The 21,783-nt window shown below is 42.4% G+C and carries 20 protein-coding genes; all 20 read right to left on the reverse strand.

The genetic code is table 11. The features are described from left to right. Position 1: 1 nt before the first annotated feature. Positions 2-889 (reverse strand): RNase adapter RapZ, encoded by an 888-nt coding sequence (gene rapZ / locus AC0OMA_RS17700; protein ID WP_003243903.1) that lies wholly within the window; start codon positions 887-889, stop codon positions 2-4. A gap of 24 nt (positions 890-913) precedes the next feature. Next, positions 914-1,390, reverse strand: a complete 477-nt coding sequence (locus AC0OMA_RS17705; protein WP_010886622.1) for an 8-oxo-dGTP diphosphatase — start codon at positions 1,388-1,390, stop codon at positions 914-916. Between the two features lie 318 nt (positions 1,391-1,708). Then, positions 1,709-2,659, reverse strand: a complete 951-nt coding sequence (trxB, locus tag AC0OMA_RS17710; RefSeq protein ID WP_003228139.1) for a thioredoxin-disulfide reductase — start codon at positions 2,657-2,659, stop codon at positions 1,709-1,711. Positions 2,660-2,864: 205 nt separating this feature from the next. Then, a complete protein-coding gene (cwlO, locus tag AC0OMA_RS17715) occupies positions 2,865-4,274 on the reverse strand; it encodes a peptidoglycan DL-endopeptidase CwlO (RefSeq protein ID WP_063334719.1) in 1,410 nt (469 codons plus the stop codon). Between the two features lie 380 nt (positions 4,275-4,654). Next, a complete protein-coding gene (locus tag AC0OMA_RS17720; RefSeq protein ID WP_015384743.1) occupies positions 4,655-6,109 on the reverse strand; it encodes a tetratricopeptide repeat protein in 1,455 nt (484 codons plus the stop codon). Between the two features lie 125 nt (positions 6,110-6,234). Continuing rightward, positions 6,235-8,004, reverse strand: coding sequence for a multidrug resistance ABC transporter ATP-binding protein/permease BmrA (gene bmrA / locus AC0OMA_RS17725; RefSeq protein ID WP_063334721.1), 1,770 nt, complete (start codon positions 8,002-8,004; stop codon positions 6,235-6,237). Positions 8,005-8,168: 164 nt separating this feature from the next. Next, a complete protein-coding gene (locus tag AC0OMA_RS17730; RefSeq protein WP_181220182.1) occupies positions 8,169-8,528 on the reverse strand; it encodes a hypothetical protein in 360 nt (119 codons plus the stop codon). A 14-nt stretch (positions 8,529-8,542) separates the two neighbouring features. Beyond that, positions 8,543-10,450, reverse strand: a complete 1,908-nt coding sequence (locus tag AC0OMA_RS17735) for a DUF6792 domain-containing protein (protein ID WP_047183251.1) — start codon at positions 10,448-10,450, stop codon at positions 8,543-8,545. Between the two features lie 5 nt (positions 10,451-10,455). Continuing rightward, complete coding sequence (locus tag AC0OMA_RS17740) at positions 10,456-11,178, reverse strand: lipoprotein YvcA (RefSeq protein WP_181220183.1); 723 nt, start codon at positions 11,176-11,178, stop codon at positions 10,456-10,458. 384 nt (positions 11,179-11,562) lie between these two features. Then, complete coding sequence (locus AC0OMA_RS17745) at positions 11,563-12,258, reverse strand: hypothetical protein (protein ID WP_047183253.1); 696 nt, start codon at positions 12,256-12,258, stop codon at positions 11,563-11,565. 88 nt (positions 12,259-12,346) lie between these two features. Beyond that, complete coding sequence (locus AC0OMA_RS17750; RefSeq protein ID WP_047183254.1) at positions 12,347-13,072, reverse strand: hypothetical protein; 726 nt, start codon at positions 13,070-13,072, stop codon at positions 12,347-12,349. Between the two features lie 130 nt (positions 13,073-13,202). After that, positions 13,203-14,861, reverse strand: coding sequence for a DUF2339 domain-containing protein (locus tag AC0OMA_RS17755; protein ID WP_322839821.1), 1,659 nt, complete (start codon positions 14,859-14,861; stop codon positions 13,203-13,205). Positions 14,862-15,123: 262 nt separating this feature from the next. Continuing rightward, the gene (hisIE, locus tag AC0OMA_RS17760) at positions 15,124-15,747 is read right to left on the reverse strand and encodes a bifunctional phosphoribosyl-AMP cyclohydrolase/phosphoribosyl-ATP diphosphatase HisIE (RefSeq protein ID WP_474222307.1); all 624 of its coding nucleotides are present in this window, start codon (positions 15,745-15,747) and stop codon (positions 15,124-15,126) included. After that, positions 15,744-16,502, reverse strand: a complete 759-nt coding sequence (gene hisF / locus AC0OMA_RS17765) for an imidazole glycerol phosphate synthase subunit HisF (protein WP_047183257.1) — start codon at positions 16,500-16,502, stop codon at positions 15,744-15,746. Before hisF ends, hisIE begins: the two co-directional genes overlap by 4 nt. Further along, positions 16,499-17,236 carry a 1-(5-phosphoribosyl)-5-[(5-phosphoribosylamino)methylideneamino]imidazole-4-carboxamide isomerase gene (hisA, locus tag AC0OMA_RS17770; protein WP_047183258.1) on the reverse strand — a complete coding sequence of 246 codons (738 nt, stop codon included), beginning with the start codon at positions 17,234-17,236 and terminating at the stop codon, positions 16,499-16,501. Before hisA ends, hisF begins: the two co-directional genes overlap by 4 nt. Then, positions 17,233-17,871: an imidazole glycerol phosphate synthase subunit HisH gene (gene hisH / locus AC0OMA_RS17775; RefSeq protein WP_047183259.1), complete on the reverse strand. Its 639-nt coding sequence runs from the start codon at positions 17,869-17,871 to the stop codon at positions 17,233-17,235. Before hisH ends, hisA begins: the two co-directional genes overlap by 4 nt. After that, complete coding sequence (hisB, locus tag AC0OMA_RS17780) at positions 17,872-18,456, reverse strand: imidazoleglycerol-phosphate dehydratase HisB (protein WP_015483749.1); 585 nt, start codon at positions 18,454-18,456, stop codon at positions 17,872-17,874. Further along, positions 18,453-19,736, reverse strand: coding sequence for a histidinol dehydrogenase (gene hisD, locus AC0OMA_RS17785; RefSeq protein WP_047183260.1), 1,284 nt, complete (start codon positions 19,734-19,736; stop codon positions 18,453-18,455). Before hisD ends, hisB begins: the two co-directional genes overlap by 4 nt. Continuing rightward, positions 19,733-20,374 carry an ATP phosphoribosyltransferase gene (gene hisG / locus AC0OMA_RS17790; RefSeq protein ID WP_015251138.1) on the reverse strand — a complete coding sequence of 214 codons (642 nt, stop codon included), beginning with the start codon at positions 20,372-20,374 and terminating at the stop codon, positions 19,733-19,735. Before hisG ends, hisD begins: the two co-directional genes overlap by 4 nt. Beyond that, positions 20,367-21,542 carry an ATP phosphoribosyltransferase regulatory subunit gene (locus AC0OMA_RS17795; protein WP_014481016.1) on the reverse strand — a complete coding sequence of 392 codons (1,176 nt, stop codon included), beginning with the start codon at positions 21,540-21,542 and terminating at the stop codon, positions 20,367-20,369. The genes hisG and AC0OMA_RS17795 overlap by 8 nt, the downstream gene beginning before the upstream one ends. Between the last annotated feature and the right edge of the window lie 241 nt (positions 21,543-21,783).

Genomic DNA, 21,783 nt, shown 5'->3' on the forward strand with positions numbered 1-21,783 from the left:
CTTATTTCCGGCTTCTCTTTTCAATGTCCCGGTGAGTAACATGAGTATAGTAATCCTTTTTGAAATAATCAGCTAAATTCTCGGCTAATGTCACAGAGCGGTGCTGGCCCCCTGTGCAGCCGATCGCAATGACAACCTGGCTTTTTCCTTCTCTTTTATAAGATGGAAGCATAAAGCTCAGCAGATCAATTAATTTCTCATTGAACTTTTGCGTTTCATTCCACTTCATGACGTAAGAGGAAACCTCTTTATCCTTACCAGTCAGCGGCCGCATGCTTTCGATATAGTACGGATTCGGCAAAAATCTGACATCAAAGACGAGATCTGCATCAATTGGAATACCGTATTTAAAACCAAATGACATGACATTCACGGTAAATGTCTCTCCTTGGTTTGTCGCAAAGTGCTTCACGATTTTTTCACGCAAATCACGCGGCTTCATGTCAGACGTATCGTAAATGATTTGAGAGCGGCCTTTTAATTCCTCAAGCAGCTCTCGTTCCAGTGCGATGCCTTCAAGCGGCAGGCCAGTCGCAGCCAGCGGATGCGAGCGTCTCGTTTCTTTATATCTTGTGACGAGAATGGAATCCTTCGCGTCCAGGAATAAAATTCGCGGTGTGATCCACGGATTTTCGGCCATTTCATCCAGCGCTTCAATCAGCCGGTCAAAAAATTCGCGGCCGCGCAGATCCATCACGAGCGCAACTTTGCTCATTTTCGAATTTGATTCCTTCATCAGCTCTAAAAACTTCGGAAGCAATGAAGGCGGAAGATTATCGACGCAGAAATAGCCGAGGTCTTCAAAGCTTTGGATCGCGACAGTTTTTCCCGCTCCCGACATTCCGGTTATAATGACAAGCTGAATATCATGTGATTCACTAACACTCATCTTTCTCCCCCCTGACTTGTCTTTCTATTTGATGTGCTGCGGGTCTAAACGATAACTGAGCAGCTCAAATTCCGGTGTATACGTAAATGTGCCGTGCAGCAGCCCTTGTCCCTTCATCATAAAATCAAGGATATGGCCGTCTCCAGGGGCCATAGGCAGGTTCTGAATGTCGTTGACATCGTGCCACTGCAGTTTGCCTTCCTCTGATTCTGATACATTTTGTCCAGTATAAGAATCCGCGACAAACGTAAACATCATCCACTCGGAGACAATGTGGTCACCGTCTTTAATAATAAAGGTAAAAACGCCTTTTAATTGAGGATTTATGATATAGATACCAGTCTCTTCTCTGTACTCTCTGATGACGGAGTCTCTGACTGATTCTCCGCTCTCCATCTTGCCTCCCGGCGCGACCCACCATCCGCGTCTCGGCTTTTGAAGCAGAAGAACTTTGTCATCCGTCTGAAGCACACAATTTGTCACTCTTTGCAAGTACGTCACCTAACCTTCGTCCTGTCATCGTCTCTTTATTATACCGCTTCAAGATGCCTCCCACAATGAAGAGACATTGACAATCTTTTCTTCTATTTTACAGCATATTCATTCCTTAATTCAGATGATTTTGCTGTAACTGGCATTCATCTTTTATTTATGGACAAAAAAAGGACACGGATAACTGGAGAATCCGTGCCAAAAAAGTGTATTCATTATAAAAAGGGGGTCAATTACTTTATTAATCATAACCGAAAAGCATTACACATGTGTTACAACGGAATTAAAACCCAGTAACGTAATGTGAAACTCGTATGACAGCCCTTTTTATTTTAAGGTTTTCAGCGTTTCTTGAAGCTCTTCGACATAATGCTGTACGCTTTGTGCCGCAATACTTCCGTCTCCTGTAGCCGTTACGATTTGGCGCAGTGATTTTTCGCGAATGTCTCCGGCAGCGAAAATTCCTTCAACCTTTGTCTCCATGCGGTCGTTTGTTTCAATGTAGCCTTCTTCATTCGTAATGCCCAGATTCTCAAACGGTTTAGACAGAGGAAGCATGCCGATGTAAATGAATACGCCGTCTGTTTTGAATTCACTTTCTTCACCGGTTACCGTATCGACAAGCGTTACGTTACCGACTTTGCCGTTTTCCTCATGAATTTCCTTCACGGTTTTGTTCCATAGGAAATCAACTTTTTCATTATCAAATGCTCTCGCTTGAAGAATACTTTGAGCACGGAGTTTATCACGTCTGTGAACAATCGTTACTTTTGAAGCGAAACGAGTCAGATATACGCCTTCTTCAACCGCGGAATCTCCGCCGCCAACAACGACAAGTTCTTTGCCTTTAAAGAAAGCGCCGTCACATACTGCACAATAAGATACACCGCGTCCGCCCAATTCTTTTTCGCCAGGCACGCCGATTTTTTTATATTCCGCACCAGCAGCAATGATGACAGCACGGGCTTTATATTCTTTTGAACCAGCTTTGACTACTTTGTACTCTTTGCCGTCAACGACTTCTTTAATATCACCATAAGCGTATTCAGCGCCGAATTTTTTCGCGTGTTCAAACATTTTGTTAGAAAGCTCAGGCCCAAGGATACTTTCGAATCCAGGATAGTTTTCTACATCTTCCGTATTGGCCATTTGTCCGCCAGGAATTCCTCTTTCAATCATTAATGTCGATAAATTCGCTCTTGATGTGTATACAGCGGCCGTCATCCCAGCAGGGCCCGCGCCGATTATAATCACGTCATAAATTTTTTCTTCTGACACACTATTCACTCCTTAAACCATCTTTTCAAGTTTGGGCTCTTTCTTATATGATAAGAATCCCCATCAAACGTATTCCTTACCCATATCCTATAAAATCTCATGGTGATACGCTATTTTTTTGCTCAACACGATTAAATGTATTCGAAAAGGGTATATGTTAATAAAGAAAGAGCCTTCTGTTTATAGAAGGCCCTTGTCATATTTATTATTGAACAACACGTCTTACAACGCCTTTAAATGCTTTTTTCCAGTAAACGTTGCTCATTGAGTCAACAGATACACCGTGAGAAGTATTGTCGTTTAGGAATGTACCGTTACCTAAGTAGATTCCTACGTGTCCATTCGTTTTGTAAGTGTCAAAGAACACAAGGTCTCCGCGTTTCATATCCGATGCGCTGACAGCTTGTCCTCTGCCAACTAACGTATCAGTTGTTGTTCCGCCGACAGGTCCAAGGTTAACACCTGCAGAAGCGTATGCCCAGCGTACGAATGATGAGCAGTCAAAAATACGGTTGTTGATATCAGACTGAGTGCGTCCGCCGCCAAACTTGTAAGGAGATTGTCCTACAATGCTTGAACCAACGCTGATCGCGCCTTCAATTCCGCCAGAGTTGCTGATAACAGTGCCGCCTGAATTGCTGTTTGAGCCGCTGCTCTTCTTAGAAGATGAGCCGTTAGACGAGCTGTTTGATGAACCGTTAGAAGAATTGTCTGAAGAATCATCAGATGAGCTTGCTTTTGCTGATTCAGTTGTAGCCGTTTGGCTGTCATCTGTTTGTGTTTCATCAGATGCTTTTTGTGCTTCTTCCTGCTTTTTGATCAAAGCAGCCGCTGCTTCTTGTTCTTTTTTGATGCGTGCTTGTTCAGCTTCAGTATTTGCTTTTTGATTTGCAAGTTCAGACGCCTCTGATTTTAATTCAGAAATCGCTTTAGCCGTTTTCTTTTGGCTTGCTTTTGCTTCGTCGAAAAGCTTGTCTTTTTCATTAAGCTGTTTATCAAGGTCTTTTTGCATTGTTTCTAATTTAGCCAATGCAGCTTGAACTTCTTTCAGCTTGTCATTCAAATCCGCTTCAGAATCTTCGAGCTTCGCTTTATCCTGCTCTTGCTGTTTGATTAAATCTTTGTCTGCGTCCACAATAGATGAAACCGCAGTCGCACGAGAGATAAAGTCACCAAAGCTTGTTGATCCTAGAAGAACATCTATGTATCCTTGAGATCCGCCGCTTTCCTGTAAAGAACGAACGCGTTTTTTCAGGATTTCATTGCGTTTTTCGATACGTGCTTCTGTTTCTTTAATCTCTTTTTTCAGTTTTTTGATTTCTTCTTTTGTTTTATCATTTTCTTCTTTTTTATCTTCGATCTTGTTGCTTGTATCAAGCGCCTTAGCGTTAATGTCTTTCAGTTCTTTTTCAATCTTTGATTGATTTTCCTGAAGCTCAGTTAATTCTTTTTCCTTCGCTTCAATGCTGGAAGCAACCTCAGATTGCTTGCTTTCGATTTTTTGTTTCTTTTCATCTAATGTTTCCGCCGATGCAGTTTTACTTGTAAATGGGATCAAAAAACTGCTTGTCCCGATGACGGAAGCCAAACCAAGTGTAATTAAACTCTTTCTCACTTTTTATATCCTCCCTTTTACTGTGAACCTGTCCTCATTTGGAATCGTATTTTGAACATCAAGTTTCGTTCCTCATACTCTACGAGGAATGATGGTTGTTTATGGTTAATTATTCTGTGCATCTCTTATTCTGGTTGTATAGCGTTTATTTCACATCATATGTAAAAAACACTAATTCCTTATGTACGAGAATCATTATACCATCAAGTTTCGACAAATTAGCGATAAATTTTATTACATTTATGTTTCAAACAGATGTCAAGTCACACATCATTTGTCATTTTTCTTACGCGTGTAAAAAAACTGTCGATATTATTTTCTTAATATAATCTATCAAACAAAAAAAGAGTCGATTAAATAAATCGACTCTTTAAAATTTACTATTCTAGAATATCATCAATATATTTCATATATTTCGTCAAAGTTGCCGGAGAGATGCCGAATCGGGCCGCTGTGTCTTTTTTCGTGTCTTGCTTGCCATGGGCTTCTTTCCAAATATAACAGATGGCTGCTGCCCAGCCTTTCTCATTCTTCAACGGAGCGGCTGCACGAATTTGCTGGATGACATGGAAAACCCAGCAGCTCATGACTTCTGTTTTCATCTCTTCTTTTTCAGCTTGCTCTAATAGTTTGACCGTTTGATAGGCGAAAAGTGCATCCTCTGAAACGTCAGCAGCCCCAGAATCTCCATTTAGAAGCAGCTTTACAAAATGATTTTCAAAAGAAGCGGTGATTCTCTTTGAGCGTATCACCGCTTCAAGATGCTCCGTTTCTCCCTTTGTGCTGCTGATATAATAGGCTGCGAGACGCTGCTCCACAGATGAAGGAAGAGCTTCCCTCCGCTCTATCCAAGGCGCCGGGCGGTCTTCGCCGGGATATTGCGACTCGACTTTTCTCCAGATCGTCTCGGCAAAGTCGGTATGTCCCGTAAAATAAGCAGAGCAGGAAAGCCAGTAAAAGAAGGTGTCGTCACCTTCAAAGCCGGTTTTATATAATGATTTGAGCCATTTATATCCGATCTCGTAGCGGCCGACAAGCGCCAAAGTAGCACCCAATTTATAACGCTGCTCCATTAGCATCGGATAGACATTGGAGAGCTGATCACTCAATTCCGCCACTTTTTCATCTTCTCTTTCATAATAGTAGAAAACGAGAAGATTGCATAAGGCGTGAAGATTTCCTTCATTATGAGAAAGCACTTCATAAGCGGTTTGCTTCGCTTTTACAACGTTTCCTGAATAGAAGTAGGCAAGCGCGAGATTGTTGTATGCTGACCAAAGCTCCGGATATTCAGCTGTGATTTCCTCAAGCGCCGCAACCGCTTCAGCAAGCTGGCCGCTTTCCAGCAATGACTTTGCCCGATCCTGTTTCACCAGCAGTTCATCCTGGTCATACAACGAATCCTCAATGCCGTCGTCTCCTAAATCGAGCAAATCAAGCAGACTATCGTTTTCTTCGGCGAATTCACCATCCGGGTCCGCATCAGAATAAGCGGCCGCTTCTTTATAAGCTTCCTGGAAGAGCCCCAGATGGGCAAAGTTATTCGCTTTAAAGTAATGGCACTCCGGCATTTCGGCCTCCAGATTTGCCATGATATAGTCAAGAAGATCGTTCGACTCTTGATATTGGCCCATTTCCGAATAAATGACCGCAAGCTGTGAAAGCATCTCTGAATCCTCCGGCTCCAAATGAACCGCGCGCTGAATCAGTTTGCTTGCCCGTTTTAGATTGCGCTCTTTATACGCTTTCAAGCCTTTATGAAAAAAATATTGTCCATCTTGAAGCAGCTGGACAATTTGTGCGTGATTTTTATGTTCAGAAGTGTGTTTTCCCACAACTACCCTCCGTTTTATACAATATTACCGTCAGTAGTATACCATAAATCGTAAGCCCCTCAATAGTTCAAAAGGAAGGATTGGGAAAATCCCTCCTCTTTTTTATTGGCTGATTCGACCAGAATTTACCCGGCTTTGTTTTCTAAGTCCGCATTCATTTTCAGCTGCTGTTCAGCAAAATCCCGATAAAGTCCATGGGAAGCCATTAACTCATGGTGTGTTCCACGGCCGGTAATTTCCCCTTTTTCAACAAACAAAAGCTGGTCCGCATCTACAACGGTAGATAATCGGTGAGCGATAACAATCGTTGTGCGGCCCTCCATCAGCACCTCCAGCGCCTGCTGAACTGATTTTTCAGATTGGCTGTCGAGACTTGAGGTCGCTTCATCGAGCATAAGAATGCTTGGGTTACGGAGAAGCGCTCTCGCAATCGCGATTCTTTGCCTTTGTCCGCCTGACAGCATAATGCCGCGTTCGCCCACTTCTGTATCAAACTGATTCGGCAGCTCCTTTATAAAATTGAGCGCATATGCCATCTCCGCGGCTTTTTCGATCTCAGCATCCGTCACATCTCGTTCTAACCCGTAGCAAATATTTTCTCTGATTGTCCCGGACATTAACGGGCTTTCCTGCGATACATACCCGATGTGCTCCCGCCACGATTCAAGCGAATAAGTATCAATCGGCTCGTCCCCCAGCCGAATGGACCCTGCAGTCGGAGAATAAAAACGTTCAAGCAGCTTAAACAGCGTCGTTTTCCCCCCGCCGCTCGGACCGACAATCGCTGTGACTTTACCTGCTTCAATGACAGCGCTGACCTCTTTTAAAATCAGCTGATCAGGCTTATATCCAAAAGACACGCGATCAAGCTGGATAGGCAGATGCGCATTTTCAATTTGTTTTCCTGTCACTGTATCTTCCTCTTCCTCTGCCAAAATCTCAATCATTCGTTCTGTTGCACCGATTGATTTTTGCAGCTGTGTGAAAAACGTTGTAATCTGGCCCATCGGCATAATAATTTGAAACAAATATAAAATAAAAGCCACGAGCGCTCCGGCTGTGAGCTCGCCTGATGAGACCTGCATGCCGCCATATCCGATCACTGCGACTAGCGCTGCCATTAACACGAGTGAAATAAGCGGGCCGACAAGCGATTGAACCTTGGCTTCACGAACTCCAAGCTTAAATAATGAGGAAATCCCCATCTTCCCGCGTCCATATTCGACATCCTCCGCATTTGAAGCCTTAACGAGTCTGATTTCCGGGAGAATTTGATTCAGCAGGCCTGTAAAACGAGCCGTTTCATCTTGTGTTTCCCGTGAGATAGAAAACATCTTCCGGCCAATCGGCATCAAGATGAGAGCGGCCAGTGGAACGACCACTAACACAAGCAGTGTCAGCTTCCAGTTCATAATAAACAAGATTGTCAATGATCCAATGACAGAAATGATGCCTGTAATAAACCCGCTGATATGGGTTGTAATCAGTTCTTTGACCACCATCGTATCATTCGTTACACGGCTGACTGTTTCCCCGGAAGCATTTGTGTCGAAATAAGAGACAGGAAGCTTAATTAATTTCTTCCATAATAAATCCCGCAGCCCGGAGATGATTTTTTGTCCATTATAGTTAAGCGCATAGGTGGCATAAGCGCTTAAACCGGCCTGAACGAAAAACACAAGCGCGATCAAACCGATTTGCGTGCCTGACAGATTTGACATAGAAAAGCCATCGACAAGCTGCTTTGTTAATAATGGAATGAGCAGGCTGACCAGTGTGGTCACAATACTGAGGACCAGCGCAAAGGCAAGCTTTCCATAAGAAGGATTGGTCTGTCTTACTAATGCAAAAAAAGGTTTCAATTTACTTTTAGATTTTTGTTTCTGGGTTGGCATATATTTTTCCTCCTGTTTCAGCGTTCAGAAAGGTGAAATGTATAGCAAAAGGATGATTTTTACTCTTTCTCAATCATATCAATGGAGAAAGACTTTTTCAGTATATTTTTGCCGTGATCAAAATAAAAATCTCCCACTCATTGTTTGAATAGGAGATTTTTATGTTAGACATCTTTCACAGGCTTCTTTTTTCTGTAAGTCAATGTTACATCCTGCTGTCGCAGGTCTTCTATTATCATTTTGTACCGATCAACTTTTGCGGTATGTTCTTCTTTTATCATCTCAAGGGCAGCTTTTCGTTTTTCGCTTTTAGACTCAAGCTCTTTTTTTATTTTTTTTACAATCAACCCTTTTTGCCCTTTGATTTCCTCTTTTAATGAAGACTCAAATTTCTTTGTCAGGCTGAGAAAGTCGTTGATCGGTTGATTGAGGGTGCTCGCTTTTCCCTTCATTTCGTCTTGGGTAAGAAACATATAGGTCGTTGATACAATTTCTGTTTCACTTTCTGAAAATAAGGAAGTCACTCTTCATATTCCTCCTAAGGCTGAAAATCAAATAACTGAGAAATCATTTCTTCTTTTTCAAACAGCTTTTCAATACTCTCGCGGATATTTTTGATAAAATCTCTTTTTTCTGTTGTCTGTTTTTTTAATTCAGCAACAATCCCATCATTAGCAGGAAGCGCACCTGTGTGGAATGATTCATGAACTGAGATTTTCTCCAATTTATCGAATGTGTGGCTGAAACCAGCTGCAAGCCGGAATTGAAGATCGAAGGCATAATGCGAAGGGTTTTCTTCCATATGATGAATAGCCGTGATGATCGCCTGCTTTTTGTCTATGAAGTCTTCATCGATTTCCTGACTGTAAACCTTCTGGTACTTAGAAATCGCATCTTCCATATCTTCAACGATTTTCATACCGTTTTGATAGATTCTGACAGCGGATGAGAGATTGACTTGAATCGTTTCTCCCGAGCCGCTCTTCCCTGTAAAATAAATATCGGAGCCTTTATAGCTGAAGCCTTTTTCCTTTGACAAGGCGTTGAGCATTTGAACGATGCTGTGGCCGTCGACGATAAGTTTTAGTGCGTCTTTTGTTTCTGTGTCGAGTGTTTTCAATGAGGACAGAATTGATTTTACGTAGTCCACTATTTCACCAACGTCTTTTAAAGCTTGCATAAATTGGCCATGTTTTAGATGGTCTATGAAATGTTCGTACCGTGATTCGATGCCTCGCATACTCGCATTAATATTCGTTAATTCTTTTTTGATGACTTTCTTTTGCGTTTCATCAATATAACCATTTTCAGCTAACTGATCTACGACCGGTCCGCTGTTTCTCAACAAGGTATGAAGAAAACCTAAAAACGACGGCAGTTCCTCTTTTATTCGGCCATACATTTGCTTAACATCATCAAAATGCTCATATAGGACACTTACTTTCTTTAAAGCGCCGTCTGTGTTTTTCACTTTTTCAATCAGGTCTATGTCTATCCCGCTGGCTGCCTTTATAAAACCGTTCAAGCCGTCTTTTTCATAGTCATCCTTATATTTTTGAAGGAATTTTTGAATTGACCTCACATCTTCGTCAGGAATCCCATCCATAATGTTTCGGATGCCTTTTACACTTGTATTTGTATCTGCCATCTTCACATCACCGAATGTAATGAAATCGGCCTTGCCGCTCGCTCCGTACAACGGGTCGTCTTTTGAGATGCGTTGGGTGATGTTTGCTGTTACGCCTTTGTCTTCATAATATTTTTGGATTTCTTTTTTTAGCTTATCTGGTGGGATATCATTTATATCTTTTAAGCGTCTAATATGAAATTTATGCATTAGCCTATCTCTCAAATTCAAATCAGTTGCTAGCAGGTGGTCAACGCTTATTTGAGCTCCGTTAACCCCATAAACCTCATCAAATTCTCCGTCAATTAATTGAACCATCACCTGATTATTATTTGCCAGTGAGTGGCCCATAGCAAAGGTCTTTAAATCATGAGAATTCTCTGTTTCTCTTTTGGCATTTCTTACAAACTCTTTTGTCGCTTGGTACTGGCTGTCATCTATCCCTAAAAAGAGACCAAAGAAATTGTATGACCAGTCTTCGTTATCAGCACTCCCCTCTGAAATAATATGAAGTTGATTAACGTGTTGTTTATCATCCTTAATATAAATAGCTGTACCATCATATCCGGACTCTCTTATTGATGTATCTATTTTCGAATTTTTTTTAATAAGTTCATTAGATGTGTATATTTCCAGATTTTTTGGAAGATCTCGATGTGTTTCTTCTTTGTATATTCGACGCACCTCGACTTCAAAATCTGTTTTAGCTCTCTTTATTTCACTTTCAATATTAGAAGCAAATTTTTCTTTATAATCGTACTCCAAGTCAATTAAACGCAGCTTTACATTTTCATTTTCAAATATATTCTTATTTTCCATTTTCTCTATTTCTCCTTTTTAACTTTTAAAAAGGTAATAGAATCAATTATTTTTCGAACTTTTTTTTCTGCTTCTTCTTTCTTTAATGAACAAACCTCTTTACCCTTATAGCAAGAAAAACGAAAAGAATACTCTATTCCTAAATAATCCTCTTTTTTAGATTTAACATAACCAAAAAATCTATAAGAAAAATTATTCTTTTCATCTACATCATCAAAAATACTTTTCTTTTGAGCAGAATATACAATTTTATCAGATAGCTCTCTTTCTTCGAATTTTCCTTTATAGCTATTTCTACCGCTTACAATGTCAAGCATTGTGTCCTTGTCATTCGCAAAACTTTTTTCTTGATGATAATCTAATTGCCCGTCATATTGAATGTTAGTTTTTTTATTGAAACTATCAAATACTATTGTTTCCTCATTTTCTCCTTTACTTGAAAGATCAGGTACGTACTCCCCATCCCCCGGAAACAACATCCTAAACCCTTTCAGCTTAGATTCCAGCAAATAATATCCTGGTTCCTCTTCTTTTGTTGACACCATGTACTCTCTCGTTTTCTCGTCCTGAAACGCAGGTACTTGAGGCAGGTCTTTTGGATCCATGTCTTTTGGTTTTACGGCTTCTGTTTTATTGTCATTTGTGGTGTTTTTATCATTGTCTTGCATACTGCATCCTCCTGTCAGGGCAAGTAATAAGCTAAAGCAAATACATATGATCTTTTTCATTACGAACCTCCACGGGTTTTGTGAGAATAGAATTCTATTTTCATACCGAAAATAATCCTATTGACCTGGTTAATACGTGATTATTTTATCCTTTTCTATGTTACATCATGGTGGAATTTGGATAAATAGGAAATCCGACTTGGTTTTGATCTCCTTTCACTAACAAATCAAGCAAAACACCACAAACACATCAAAATACCTATTTCTTTTTTCATAAAATCGTTTATCATACGGCTCTTACTTAACCTCTTCATCTTTATAGTAGGTGAATCGAAACGAATACTCTATTTCCCTTAATTCTCTATAAGAAAAACTATTCTTTCCCTCTATATCATCAAAAGCCTTTTTCTTTGAGCAGATATCTCTCTTTCTTCGTATTTTCCTTTACATATCGCCAAAGGTAGTAGAGTTTATTATTTTTTTAACTTTTTCTTCATTGTCTTTCGGGTTTTGTTCACATGTATTTGCATTGGCGGAGCAGCTAAACATAAAAGAATATTCCATCCCTAAATAATCTTGTTTTTTCGATTTTATATAACCAAGGAAGATATAAGATGGTGTCTCTTCTTTGTCAAAGTTTTCTTGTCTTGAGGCAAAGTAAATATCTTTATCCTTCGTTTCTAATTTCTCAAAATCACCTTTGTATTCATTTTTACCGCTAATAATATCCAACATATTCTCCGGTTCGTTTATAAACGATTCATTTTGATAAAACTTAACTGAAGCATTCATTACTATATTCGTTTTTTTATTAAAACTATCAAAAAATAGTGACTCGTTTGTCTTTGAAGTTTCTGAGTCGGAATACTCCGCATCCTCCGGAAACAACATCCTAAATCCTTTCAGCTTAGACTCAAGCAAATAATACCCTGGCTCCTCTTCTTTCGTTGACACCATGTACTCTCTCGTCTTCTCATCTTGAAACGCCGGAACTTGCGGCAGGTCTTTTGGATCCATTTCTTTTGGTTTTAAGGCTTCTGTTTTATTGTCTTTTGTGTTGTTTTTTTCATTGTTGTTCATACTGCATCCTCCTGTCAGGGCAAGTAATAAGCAGAAGCAAAGCAAGATGATTTTTTTCATGACGAACCTCCACGGGTTTTCGGCTAATTTGCCTAAATCATTTTTGACCTTAATTACAAAGTGATTTTTAGCCTTAATATTTTTGTATTCATTTTATTTCTCCTGTTTGTTGTAAAAAGGTGATCGATTTTACGTGTTTTTTAACCTGGTCTCCTAAATGATCTTTATCTAACGTACAAGACTTTCTATTATTTGGACATCTAAACATAAACGAAAATACGATACCTGCTTGTTTTTTCTCGGGTGAGTTAATATAACCGAAATATCTGTATGAAAAGTTGTATTTGTTTTTATCGTTTTGAAAATGATTTTTCTTATGAGCAATATAAATATCTTTGTCTGCGTGCTCTAGCTTTTCAAAATTGCCATTATAACCATTTTCATTCCTTACTTGCTCTAACATTGTCTCAGGATTATTAATAAAAGATGTTCCTTGGTAATACTCTATTTGTGCATTTAACATTTTATTTTTTGTTTTATCATAACTATCAAATGCGATAATTTCTTCATTTTCATCACGAATAGACAAATATTTCGAATATTTTGCATCCTCCGGAAACAACATCCTAAACCCTTTCAGCCTAGACTCCAGCAAATAATACCCCGGCTCCTCTTCCTTCGTTGACACCATGTACTCTCTCGTCTTCTCATCTTGAAATGCCGGAACTTGCGGCAGGTCTTTTGGATCCATATCTTTTGGTTTTAAGGCTTCTGTGTTATTGTCTTTTGTGTTGTTTTTTTCATTGGTGTTCATACTGCATCCGCCTGTCAGAGTAAGTAATAAGCAGAAGCAAAGCAAGATGATTTTTTTCATGACAAACCTCCACGCGTTTAACTGATAGATTGTTACAACATGATTATTTAGTTCTATCCGTATTACAATATAGAATCATACTGAAAAAAGACCGCCGCGTTCTATCGGCAGTCTTGACCAGACATGATTGTTACTCTTTTTTCGAATAAAATACTCTGGATATAAACAGGCCAATGACTCCTAACAAGATGAATAAGACCGCTCTCCAAACAATATCAATCGAAGCAGAATCTATTAAAATTATTTTGGCAAGTGTAATGAATAAAAAGATCAGCCCAATTCGGTTCCATGTCTTGTCTTTGGTTGCGTAATAAACAGCATACATCACAATGACAAATATAAACCATGACAGGGATACTCCTACGTTTACTGATACGCCGTCAATCCTATTCGACATCCATATGGATAATTTGCTGAAGAATACAAGCAGCAGCAATGAAACAGCGGACGAAACAACAGTTGTGACTTGTTTATAATGTATTTTCTTCGAATACAGATAGCCGCCAAAAAGTGAGCTGATCAGCAGCAGCCAAGAGACAATGCTGAGAACGTGTAATGAACGTGCCGGGTATTGTATGAGGCCGCAGGCTGCCTGTAATAATACAATCACTCCGGCAATGCCGATCAACCAGCTTTTTTTGCGGTATGACACGTAACACATCATGATTCCTTGTAAGGTGAATATGATGTACAGCAAGATCACATTTTCAGATAATGCATCCGCTGCCAATACATTAAAATAAATCATAGAAATGAGAAAAAACGTATGTTTGATTTCGGCAAATTCTTTACTTTTCCATAAGCTTAACAACAGGTAAAACACAAATGCAGCAGTATAAAAGACGTATAAGGCTGTATCGTTTTTCATGTACAGGACAACCCCTGTGATGAAAACGACAAAAGCTCCGATTGTAACAGCTGTAAGATAGACAGCTTTTTTAAATTGGCTGTTCGATCGTAAGGCTGATAGAATCGTAATCGCCTGCTGTAGGATAAATACAGCAAGTGTCCAACCCGTCACCTGCGCATCTGTAAATGATAAGAAAGCAAAAATCGCTAATATGAAAGCATAGTTTGCTATATTCCATGCTACGCTGTACTTTTGTTTAACTGTCTCATATATTAAGCCTGCGAAAACCAATGACTCATATACATAAAAGATGTATTCATTTCCTTGTTTCCCGCCAAATAAAAAAGGATACAAGTAAACACCTGCGACGATAATCGCAATCAGTGTTTGTGATCGGTATTTCCTTGATATGTACACACCGCCCGCAACGCCTGCAGCAAGAAGGATCATTGTAAGCGGCGTCGGTATAATCTGGTACAGCATGTTACCCGCAAACAAAGAAACAATATAGACAATATTACTGCCCGCCAATAATGAACTGCCCAATACACTGGCATTTTTCTTATGTGACCTGCTACCGAGAACATATAGCACAATAGAGACAATAAGTCCTGCCCCTACCCTCATATATGCGTTGATCCAGCCTTTTTCTGCAGCTGCCACAAATGCCCAAATCATACCAAGAAGAAAAACAAAAATAAAGATCTTCGGAAGCCAATTTCCCGCCATGTTTTCTAAAGTACGGTTCTCTTTTCGTGGAGCCGGCGTCTTTTGTGGAACTTCGGTTTCCTTGTTGATTTTTGGGTGCTCATCCGTTTTGACTACTGTTTGTTCTTTCTTGCCAGCAGCGAGATATGCGATCTCCCTTTTGACACTTTCCAGTTCTTGTTCTAAACGTCCAACTCTTTTGTTCAGTTCATCAATTTTTTCGTTCACCATTCTCTCCTCATTTTTCGAATAATAGCAGCCGCTTTTTCATACTATGTCTTTTCCTCACTATCCTGACCGGTTTGTATAAAATAATCCTAAAGACCTGATATCCATTTGAGATTTTCATTCTAAGTCATGTTACATCATGGGAAATTTTTGTTAAATAGGAAATTCGATTGGTTTTTTTATTTCTTCTATTAGGACAAGACAAATGGTTCAGCTGAAACAAATACATAAAAAAGGAGCTGACATATGAGCAGCTCCAATCCTTTTATTTCTCAGAATGGCGTTTTTTCAATACGTCAAGCACATCATCCAGCGGCAAGGCTTGTTCTCTGAGCAGGACAAGCAGGTGATACAGCAGGTCTGCCGCTTCCCATTTGAGTTCCTCGCGGGCCCGATTTTTCGCGGCGATGATGACTTCGGATGCTTCTTCTCCGACTTTTTTCAAAATCTTATCGACGCCTTCACGGAAAAGGTAAGTGGTGTAAGCTCCTTCAGGCATCTCCGCTTGGCGTTCCGCGATCACGCGTTCCAGTTCGTTCATGATGCCGAATCGGCCTGCGGTCTGTTCTTCTGTTTGTTCCTTCATAAAACAGCTGTAGCTGCCAGTGTGGCATGCCGGGCCGGACGGCTCTACAAGTAAAATCAATGCGTCCTGGTCGCAGTCATACCGGATACCTTTGACGGCTTGCGTGTTCCCTGAGGTTTCTCCTTTATGCCATAACGCTTGGCGTGAGCGGCTGTAAAACCATGTTTCCTTCGTTTCCAGCGTTTTTTCGTACGATTCCTTGTTCATATACGCAAGTGTCAGCACTTCTTTGCTTGCCGCATCCTGCACGATGGCAGGAATTAATCCCTCCTCGTTAAAACGCAGTTCATCTGCCTGTTTCATCTCACATTCACCCCGTATTCTTTCAAGTATGATTTCACTTCTTTAATCGATGTTTCTTTATAATGAAAAATTGAGGCGGCCAGCGCGGCGTCGGCTTCTCCTTTTGTAAAAGCCTCAAGCATATGCTGTGCGTTTCCCGCGCCTCCCGAAGCGATAACAGGGACGGGGACAGCTTCGGAAACAAGCTTTGTCAGCCTGTGGTCGAAGCCTTTTTTCTCACCATCAGAGTCCATGCTTGTCAGCAATATTTCTCCTGCACCGCGTTTGACGCCTTCTTTTGCCCACGCGGTGACCTCCCAATCTGTTTTCTTTCTGCCGCCGTGCGTATAGACCTTATATGTGTCAGATTCTTTGTCATACTTGGCATCAATGGCAAGGACGATGCATTGAGAACCGAAAAACTCGGCTCCTTCTGCAATCAGCTCAGGGCGAAGAACAGCTGCCGTGTTCACCGACACTTTGTCAGCTCCGGCACGCAGTATCGTTTTCATATCGCTGAGCTGATTGATGCCGCCGCCGACTGTAAACGGAATCGCAAGCTTCGCGGCAACCTGCTCCACAACGTCAACCATCGTCTTTCGTCCTTCATGCGAGGCGGAGATATCAAGAAAAACAAGTTCATCCGCACCTTCTCGGTCGTACACTTCGGCGAGTTCAACTGGGTCACCGGCATCCTTCAATTCGAGAAATTGAATTCCTTTGACAACGCGTCCTTCTTTGACATCAAGGCATGGAATAATCCGTTTTGTGATCATTTGCGCTTCACCCTTTCAAGCGCCTCACACAGCGTAAACTGATTGGTATACAGCGCTTTTCCGATGATCGCTCCAGAGACGCCGTCCGTCTCATAGCGGGCGAGGGCTTCGAGATCCGTGACGGAGCTGACTCCGCCTGAAGCGATCACTGATTTCCCCGTTTCCTTCGCAAGCTCGACCGTGCTTTTAACATTGGGGCCTGACAGCATTCCGTCTGTCGCGATGTCAGTAAAAATAAAGACTTCCGCACCTTCATTGGCTAGCTCTTTGCCCAGTTCAGTTGCCTTAAGGGTTGATGTTTCCAGCCATCCCTCTGTTGAAACAAAACCGTTTCTCGCATCCAGTCCGATTGCAATTTTCTCGCCATATTGTTTCAGCATTTTTTTGACAAACGGAGGGTTAGAAACTGCTGAGCTTCCCAGGATCACCCGATCGACTCCTGCTGATAAATATTCATAGACGTCTTTTTCGGAACGGATCCCGCCGCCGATTTCGACTTTCAGGTTCAGCTTTTGCGCAATCTCAATCACATGGCGGTCATTCACTCTTTTCCCTTCTTTGGCTCCGTCGAGATCAACGAGATGGATCCATTCGGCACCCTCTTTCGCAAATAACGCAGCCATGTCGTACGGTGAATCGCCATATATCGTTTCCTTATTATAATCCCCTTGAACAAGGCGGACACATTTGCCGTTTCTCATATCAATTGCCGGATATAATGTAAAAGCACTCATTTTTTCACCTTCTGTTCTGCTGCCATTTTCGTAAATTGGGTTAAAATAGACATTCCGACCGTGCTGCTTTTTTCCGGATGAAATTGGGCGCCGAAGACGTTTCTTTTTCCGACTACAGCAGGCACTCGCACACCATAATCGGCGCTTGCCAGAAGCGCATTCTCCTCCATCCCATCAATGTAATAAGAATGAACGAAGTAAGCGTAGCCTTGTTCTGTTTCAGACAGCAGCGGAGATTCATTATGAAAGGAAAGACGATTCCAGCCCATATGCGGAACCTTCAGCTTGTTTCCTTTTTCATCTTCTGCTTTTAGCCTGACTGCTTTACCTTTTAGCAGCCCGAGCCCTGAAGCGGTGCCGTTTTCTTCGCTTTCTTCAAATAAAAGCTGCATGCCAAGGCAGATCCCGAGAAGCAGCCTTCCCTCTGAGACCATATCGTGAATCAATTGATCAAGCTTCGTGTGGCGCAAATTGTCCATCGCGTCTCCAAATGAACCGACTCCCGGCAAAATGAAGGCATCAGCTTCTTTCAGCTCCTCCGGCTTTTCAGAAACAAAATACGGTACGCCGACACGCTCAAGCGCCTTTGAGACACTGTATAAATTGCCCATTCCGTAATCTATCACGCCGATCATTTACAGCATCCCTTTCGTTGACGGTATTCCTTTAACACGCGGATCGATCGTTGCCGCTTCATCAAGCGCGCGTCCCAGCGCTTTAAAAACGGCTTCAATCATGTGGTGGGTATTTGTGCCATAATGAACGATGACGTGCAGGTTCATTCGAGCTTCTAGCGCCAGCTTCCACAAAAATTCATGTACAAGCTCCGTATCAAAAGTTCCGACTTTAGCAGCCGGGAAATCAGCGCGCATTTCTAAGTGCGGCCGGTTGCTTAAATCAATCACAACTTGAGCAAGTGCCTCATCCATCGGTACAAACGCCGATCCGTAGCGTTTGATTCCCTTTTTATCACCCAAGGCTTCGAGCAGCGCCTGCCCTAAGCAGATGCCGATGTCTTCGGTCGTGTGGTGATCATCTATATCAACATCGCCCTTTGCGTTAATCGAAAGATCGAATTGCCCGTGTTTCGTGAATAAATCCAACATATGTGTCATAAACGGCACATCTGTTTTGATATCCGCTTGTCCCCCGCCGTCTATTGTAAATGCCAGCTCAATATCTGTTTCGTTTGTTTTCCTGACGCGTTCCGCTTTTCTCATTTAGAAATCCTCCGTTCTCTCGCTTCAATTGATCTGGCATGGGCTTCTAACCCTTCCAGTCTGGCAAAAGCCGCGATGCTTTCGGCATGTTCTTCAAAGGCTGATTGACTGTAAGAAATAATGCTCGATTTCTTTTGAAAATCTGTTACGTTTAATGGACTTGAAAATCTGGCTGTTCCGTTTGTCGGAAGCACATGGTTCGGTCCGGCAAAATAATCACCGACAGGCTCGGGACTGTATCTGCCTAAGAAAATGGCACCCGCATGTTTGATACTCCCAAGCAAAGCTTCCGGAGACTGTGTGATGATTTCTAAATGCTCTGGCGCGAGTGTATTGACAGTATTAATCGCTTCCACCATTGTTTCCGCCACATATATACAACCGTAATCTCTCACTGAAGCTTCCGCTATTTCTCTACGCGGCAAGGTTTTCAGCTGCTTACTTACCTCGGCTGAAACCGCCTCGGCCAGCGCCATGGAATCTGTGACAAACACACATGAGCTGAGCTTATCGTGTTCCGCCTGTGACAGCAGATCGGCTGCAATTTCGCTCGGAATCGCTGTTTCATCAGCCAGCACGACGATTTCACTAGGTCCGGCAATCATATCGATATCGACATCGCCGAACACTTCTCGTTTGGCAAGCGCGACATAAATGTTGCCCGGACCCGTGATTTTATCGACCGGCTCAATGGTTTCTGTTCCGTATGCTAACGCTGCAATCGCCTGAGCGCCGCCCATTTTGTAAATGTCTTTTATGCCCAGCTCGGCTGCAGCAACCAAAACTCCAGGAGACAGCAGACCGTCTTTTCCCGGAGGCGTGACGAGAACGATTCTTTCAACGCCCGCTACAAGCGCCGGAATCACATTCATCAAAACAGATGAAGGATATGCGGCCGTTCCCCCCGGCACATATACACCGGCGGAATCCAGCGCCGTCACTTTCTGCCCCAGCATTGTGCCGTCCTTTCTGTGATAAAACCAGGAGGATTGCAGCTGTCTTTCGTGATATTCCCTAATATTTTCGATTGCCTGCCTAATCACCTGAAGAAGACGTGAATCCAGTGAGGTGTATGCCTCCTCAAATTCTTCTTTTGTGACCAGCGGGCTGTCTATTTCGATGCCGTCAAATTTCGCCGTGTAGCTGCGAACCGCCTGATCACCGTTTGCTTTAACATCTTCAATAATGGACCGGACCGTCTTTCTTTGCTCTTCCGTTCCGGCATCGATGGAACGCTTGAGAGAAAGCCGTTCCGTTCCGCTGATGGTTTTGATCTTCATTTTGCCGTCTCTCCTTCCACAACGAGAGATAGGCGGGATGCCATTTCGTCAATCACATCGTCTTTCATGCGATAGCTAACCGGGTTGACAATAAAGCGAGAGGTAATGTCACAAATGTGCTCCGTTTCAACAAGCCCATTTTCTTTCAGCGTCTGTCCTGTGGAAACAATGTCCACTATCCGATCTGCAAGCCCAATGAGCGGAGCCAGTTCAATTGAACCGTTGAGCTTAATGATCTCGACTTGTTCTCCCTGCTCTCTGAAATAACTGGAAGCCACATTTGGATACTTTGTCGCGATTCTTGGCGCTACGCCGCTCCAGTCTGTATTCGGAAGTCCGGCGACAGCTAAGTGGCATTTGCTGATTTTTAAATCCAGTACCTCATACACATCGCGTTCCTCCTCCAGCATGACATCCTTGCCCGCAATTCCGACGTCTGCCACGCCATGCTCCACATACGTGGTTACGTCCATCGGCTTCGCTAATATGAAACGGAGATTTTCCTCCGGCACATCGATGATCAGTTTTCTCGAATCTTCAAACTCCTCAGGCAGCCTGTAGCCTGCCTGCCTCAGCAGCCCTGCCGCTTCTTCAAATATCCGGCCCTTTGGCATCGCCATTGTGAGTAACTTACCCATTTTGCTCTTCCTTTCTGGCACCGATAAAATAAGTGACGTTTGCAAAAGATTTTGTCATCTGGTCGATATTTTCTATTCCCGATAAATCTTGAAGAACCACTTTGTTCCCTTTCATGCGTTCTTCATTCGCATAAGCGATGGCTTGCGCCCGCTGCTCTTTGCTGAAAATAACAGCGTCTATATCACATGGTTCTTCTTTCATATGAAGGGCTTCAATCAGCCGGTCGATCCGAAGCCCGAAGCCTGTTGCCGGTGCAGGTGAATCAAAATGGCCCAGCAGCTTGTTGTAACGGCCGCCGCTTCCAATGACAAAACCGACATTCTCGGCGTACACTTCAAATAAAATCCCTGTGTAATAGCTCATGTGGCTGACCATATTCAGATCCAGGCGGACATTTTCCGTACATCCGTAATCCTCAAGAATGTCCCACAGCGCCTTCAGCTCATCAACCACGCTTTTTCCTTGCGCAGAATCGACGATTTCTTCGGCACGTCCGCATACTTCTATACCGCCCCGCAGTTCAAGGAGCTCAAGCAGCCTGCTTTTATCAATGGAGGAAAGCGGGAGAGACTTGACATGCTCTCTGTAACCGACGTAGTTCTTTTCATATAAGAACCTCCGCAGCACATCAGCTCGTTCAACGTTCCCGAGCACCTCAACAAACAAAGCATCCGCAATGCCGGCATGGCCGATGGCAATTTTAAAGGATGCCAGCCCAGCGTTTTTCAATGCCCCGACGACTAAAGCAATGACCTCCGCATCCGCGCTCGTCGTGCCGTCACCGATTAACTCCACTCCGACCTGCTCGAACTCAGCCGGACGTCCGCCTTCACGCTCCTGAGCCCTGAATACATTTGCCGCATAGCCGACTCTTAGCGGATGACCGTGTTTCAGAAGCTTCGATGCCGCCACCCTTGCAATCGGCCCCGTCATATCCGGGCGAAGCACCAATGTCTTGCCGTCCTGATCAAGTAGCTTAAACAGCTGCTGCTCTTCAATTGCTGACTGGACGCCAACGGTATCGTAAAACTCCAGTGTCGGCGTTTCCATAAATTGATATCCCCATTTATCAATCAAATCGGTTAACGATCGTCTCACCTTTTTTTTCGTTTCGTATAAACCGGGCAGTGTATCTCTCATGCCGTGCGGTTTTTCAAACATAAACATCAACCCGAGCACCTCCGCTGTTATCTTATGAAGGAAAATTCCGAATCCTTTAGTTCGCTAATATGATAATATGTTAGCAGATGAAAGAATGAAAATCAACGCTTAACTTCAGTTAGGATATTTTTAGTTCAAATATCCTTCTTCTCATTATGAAAAATTCATGAATAATGTATTAAAGGTACGTAATATCTCAAATTCTTTATGTTTGGCATGCTATAATACAAATCAAATAGAGAACAAG

The sequence above is a fragment of the Bacillus sp. AMCV2 genome (assembly GCF_056033925.1).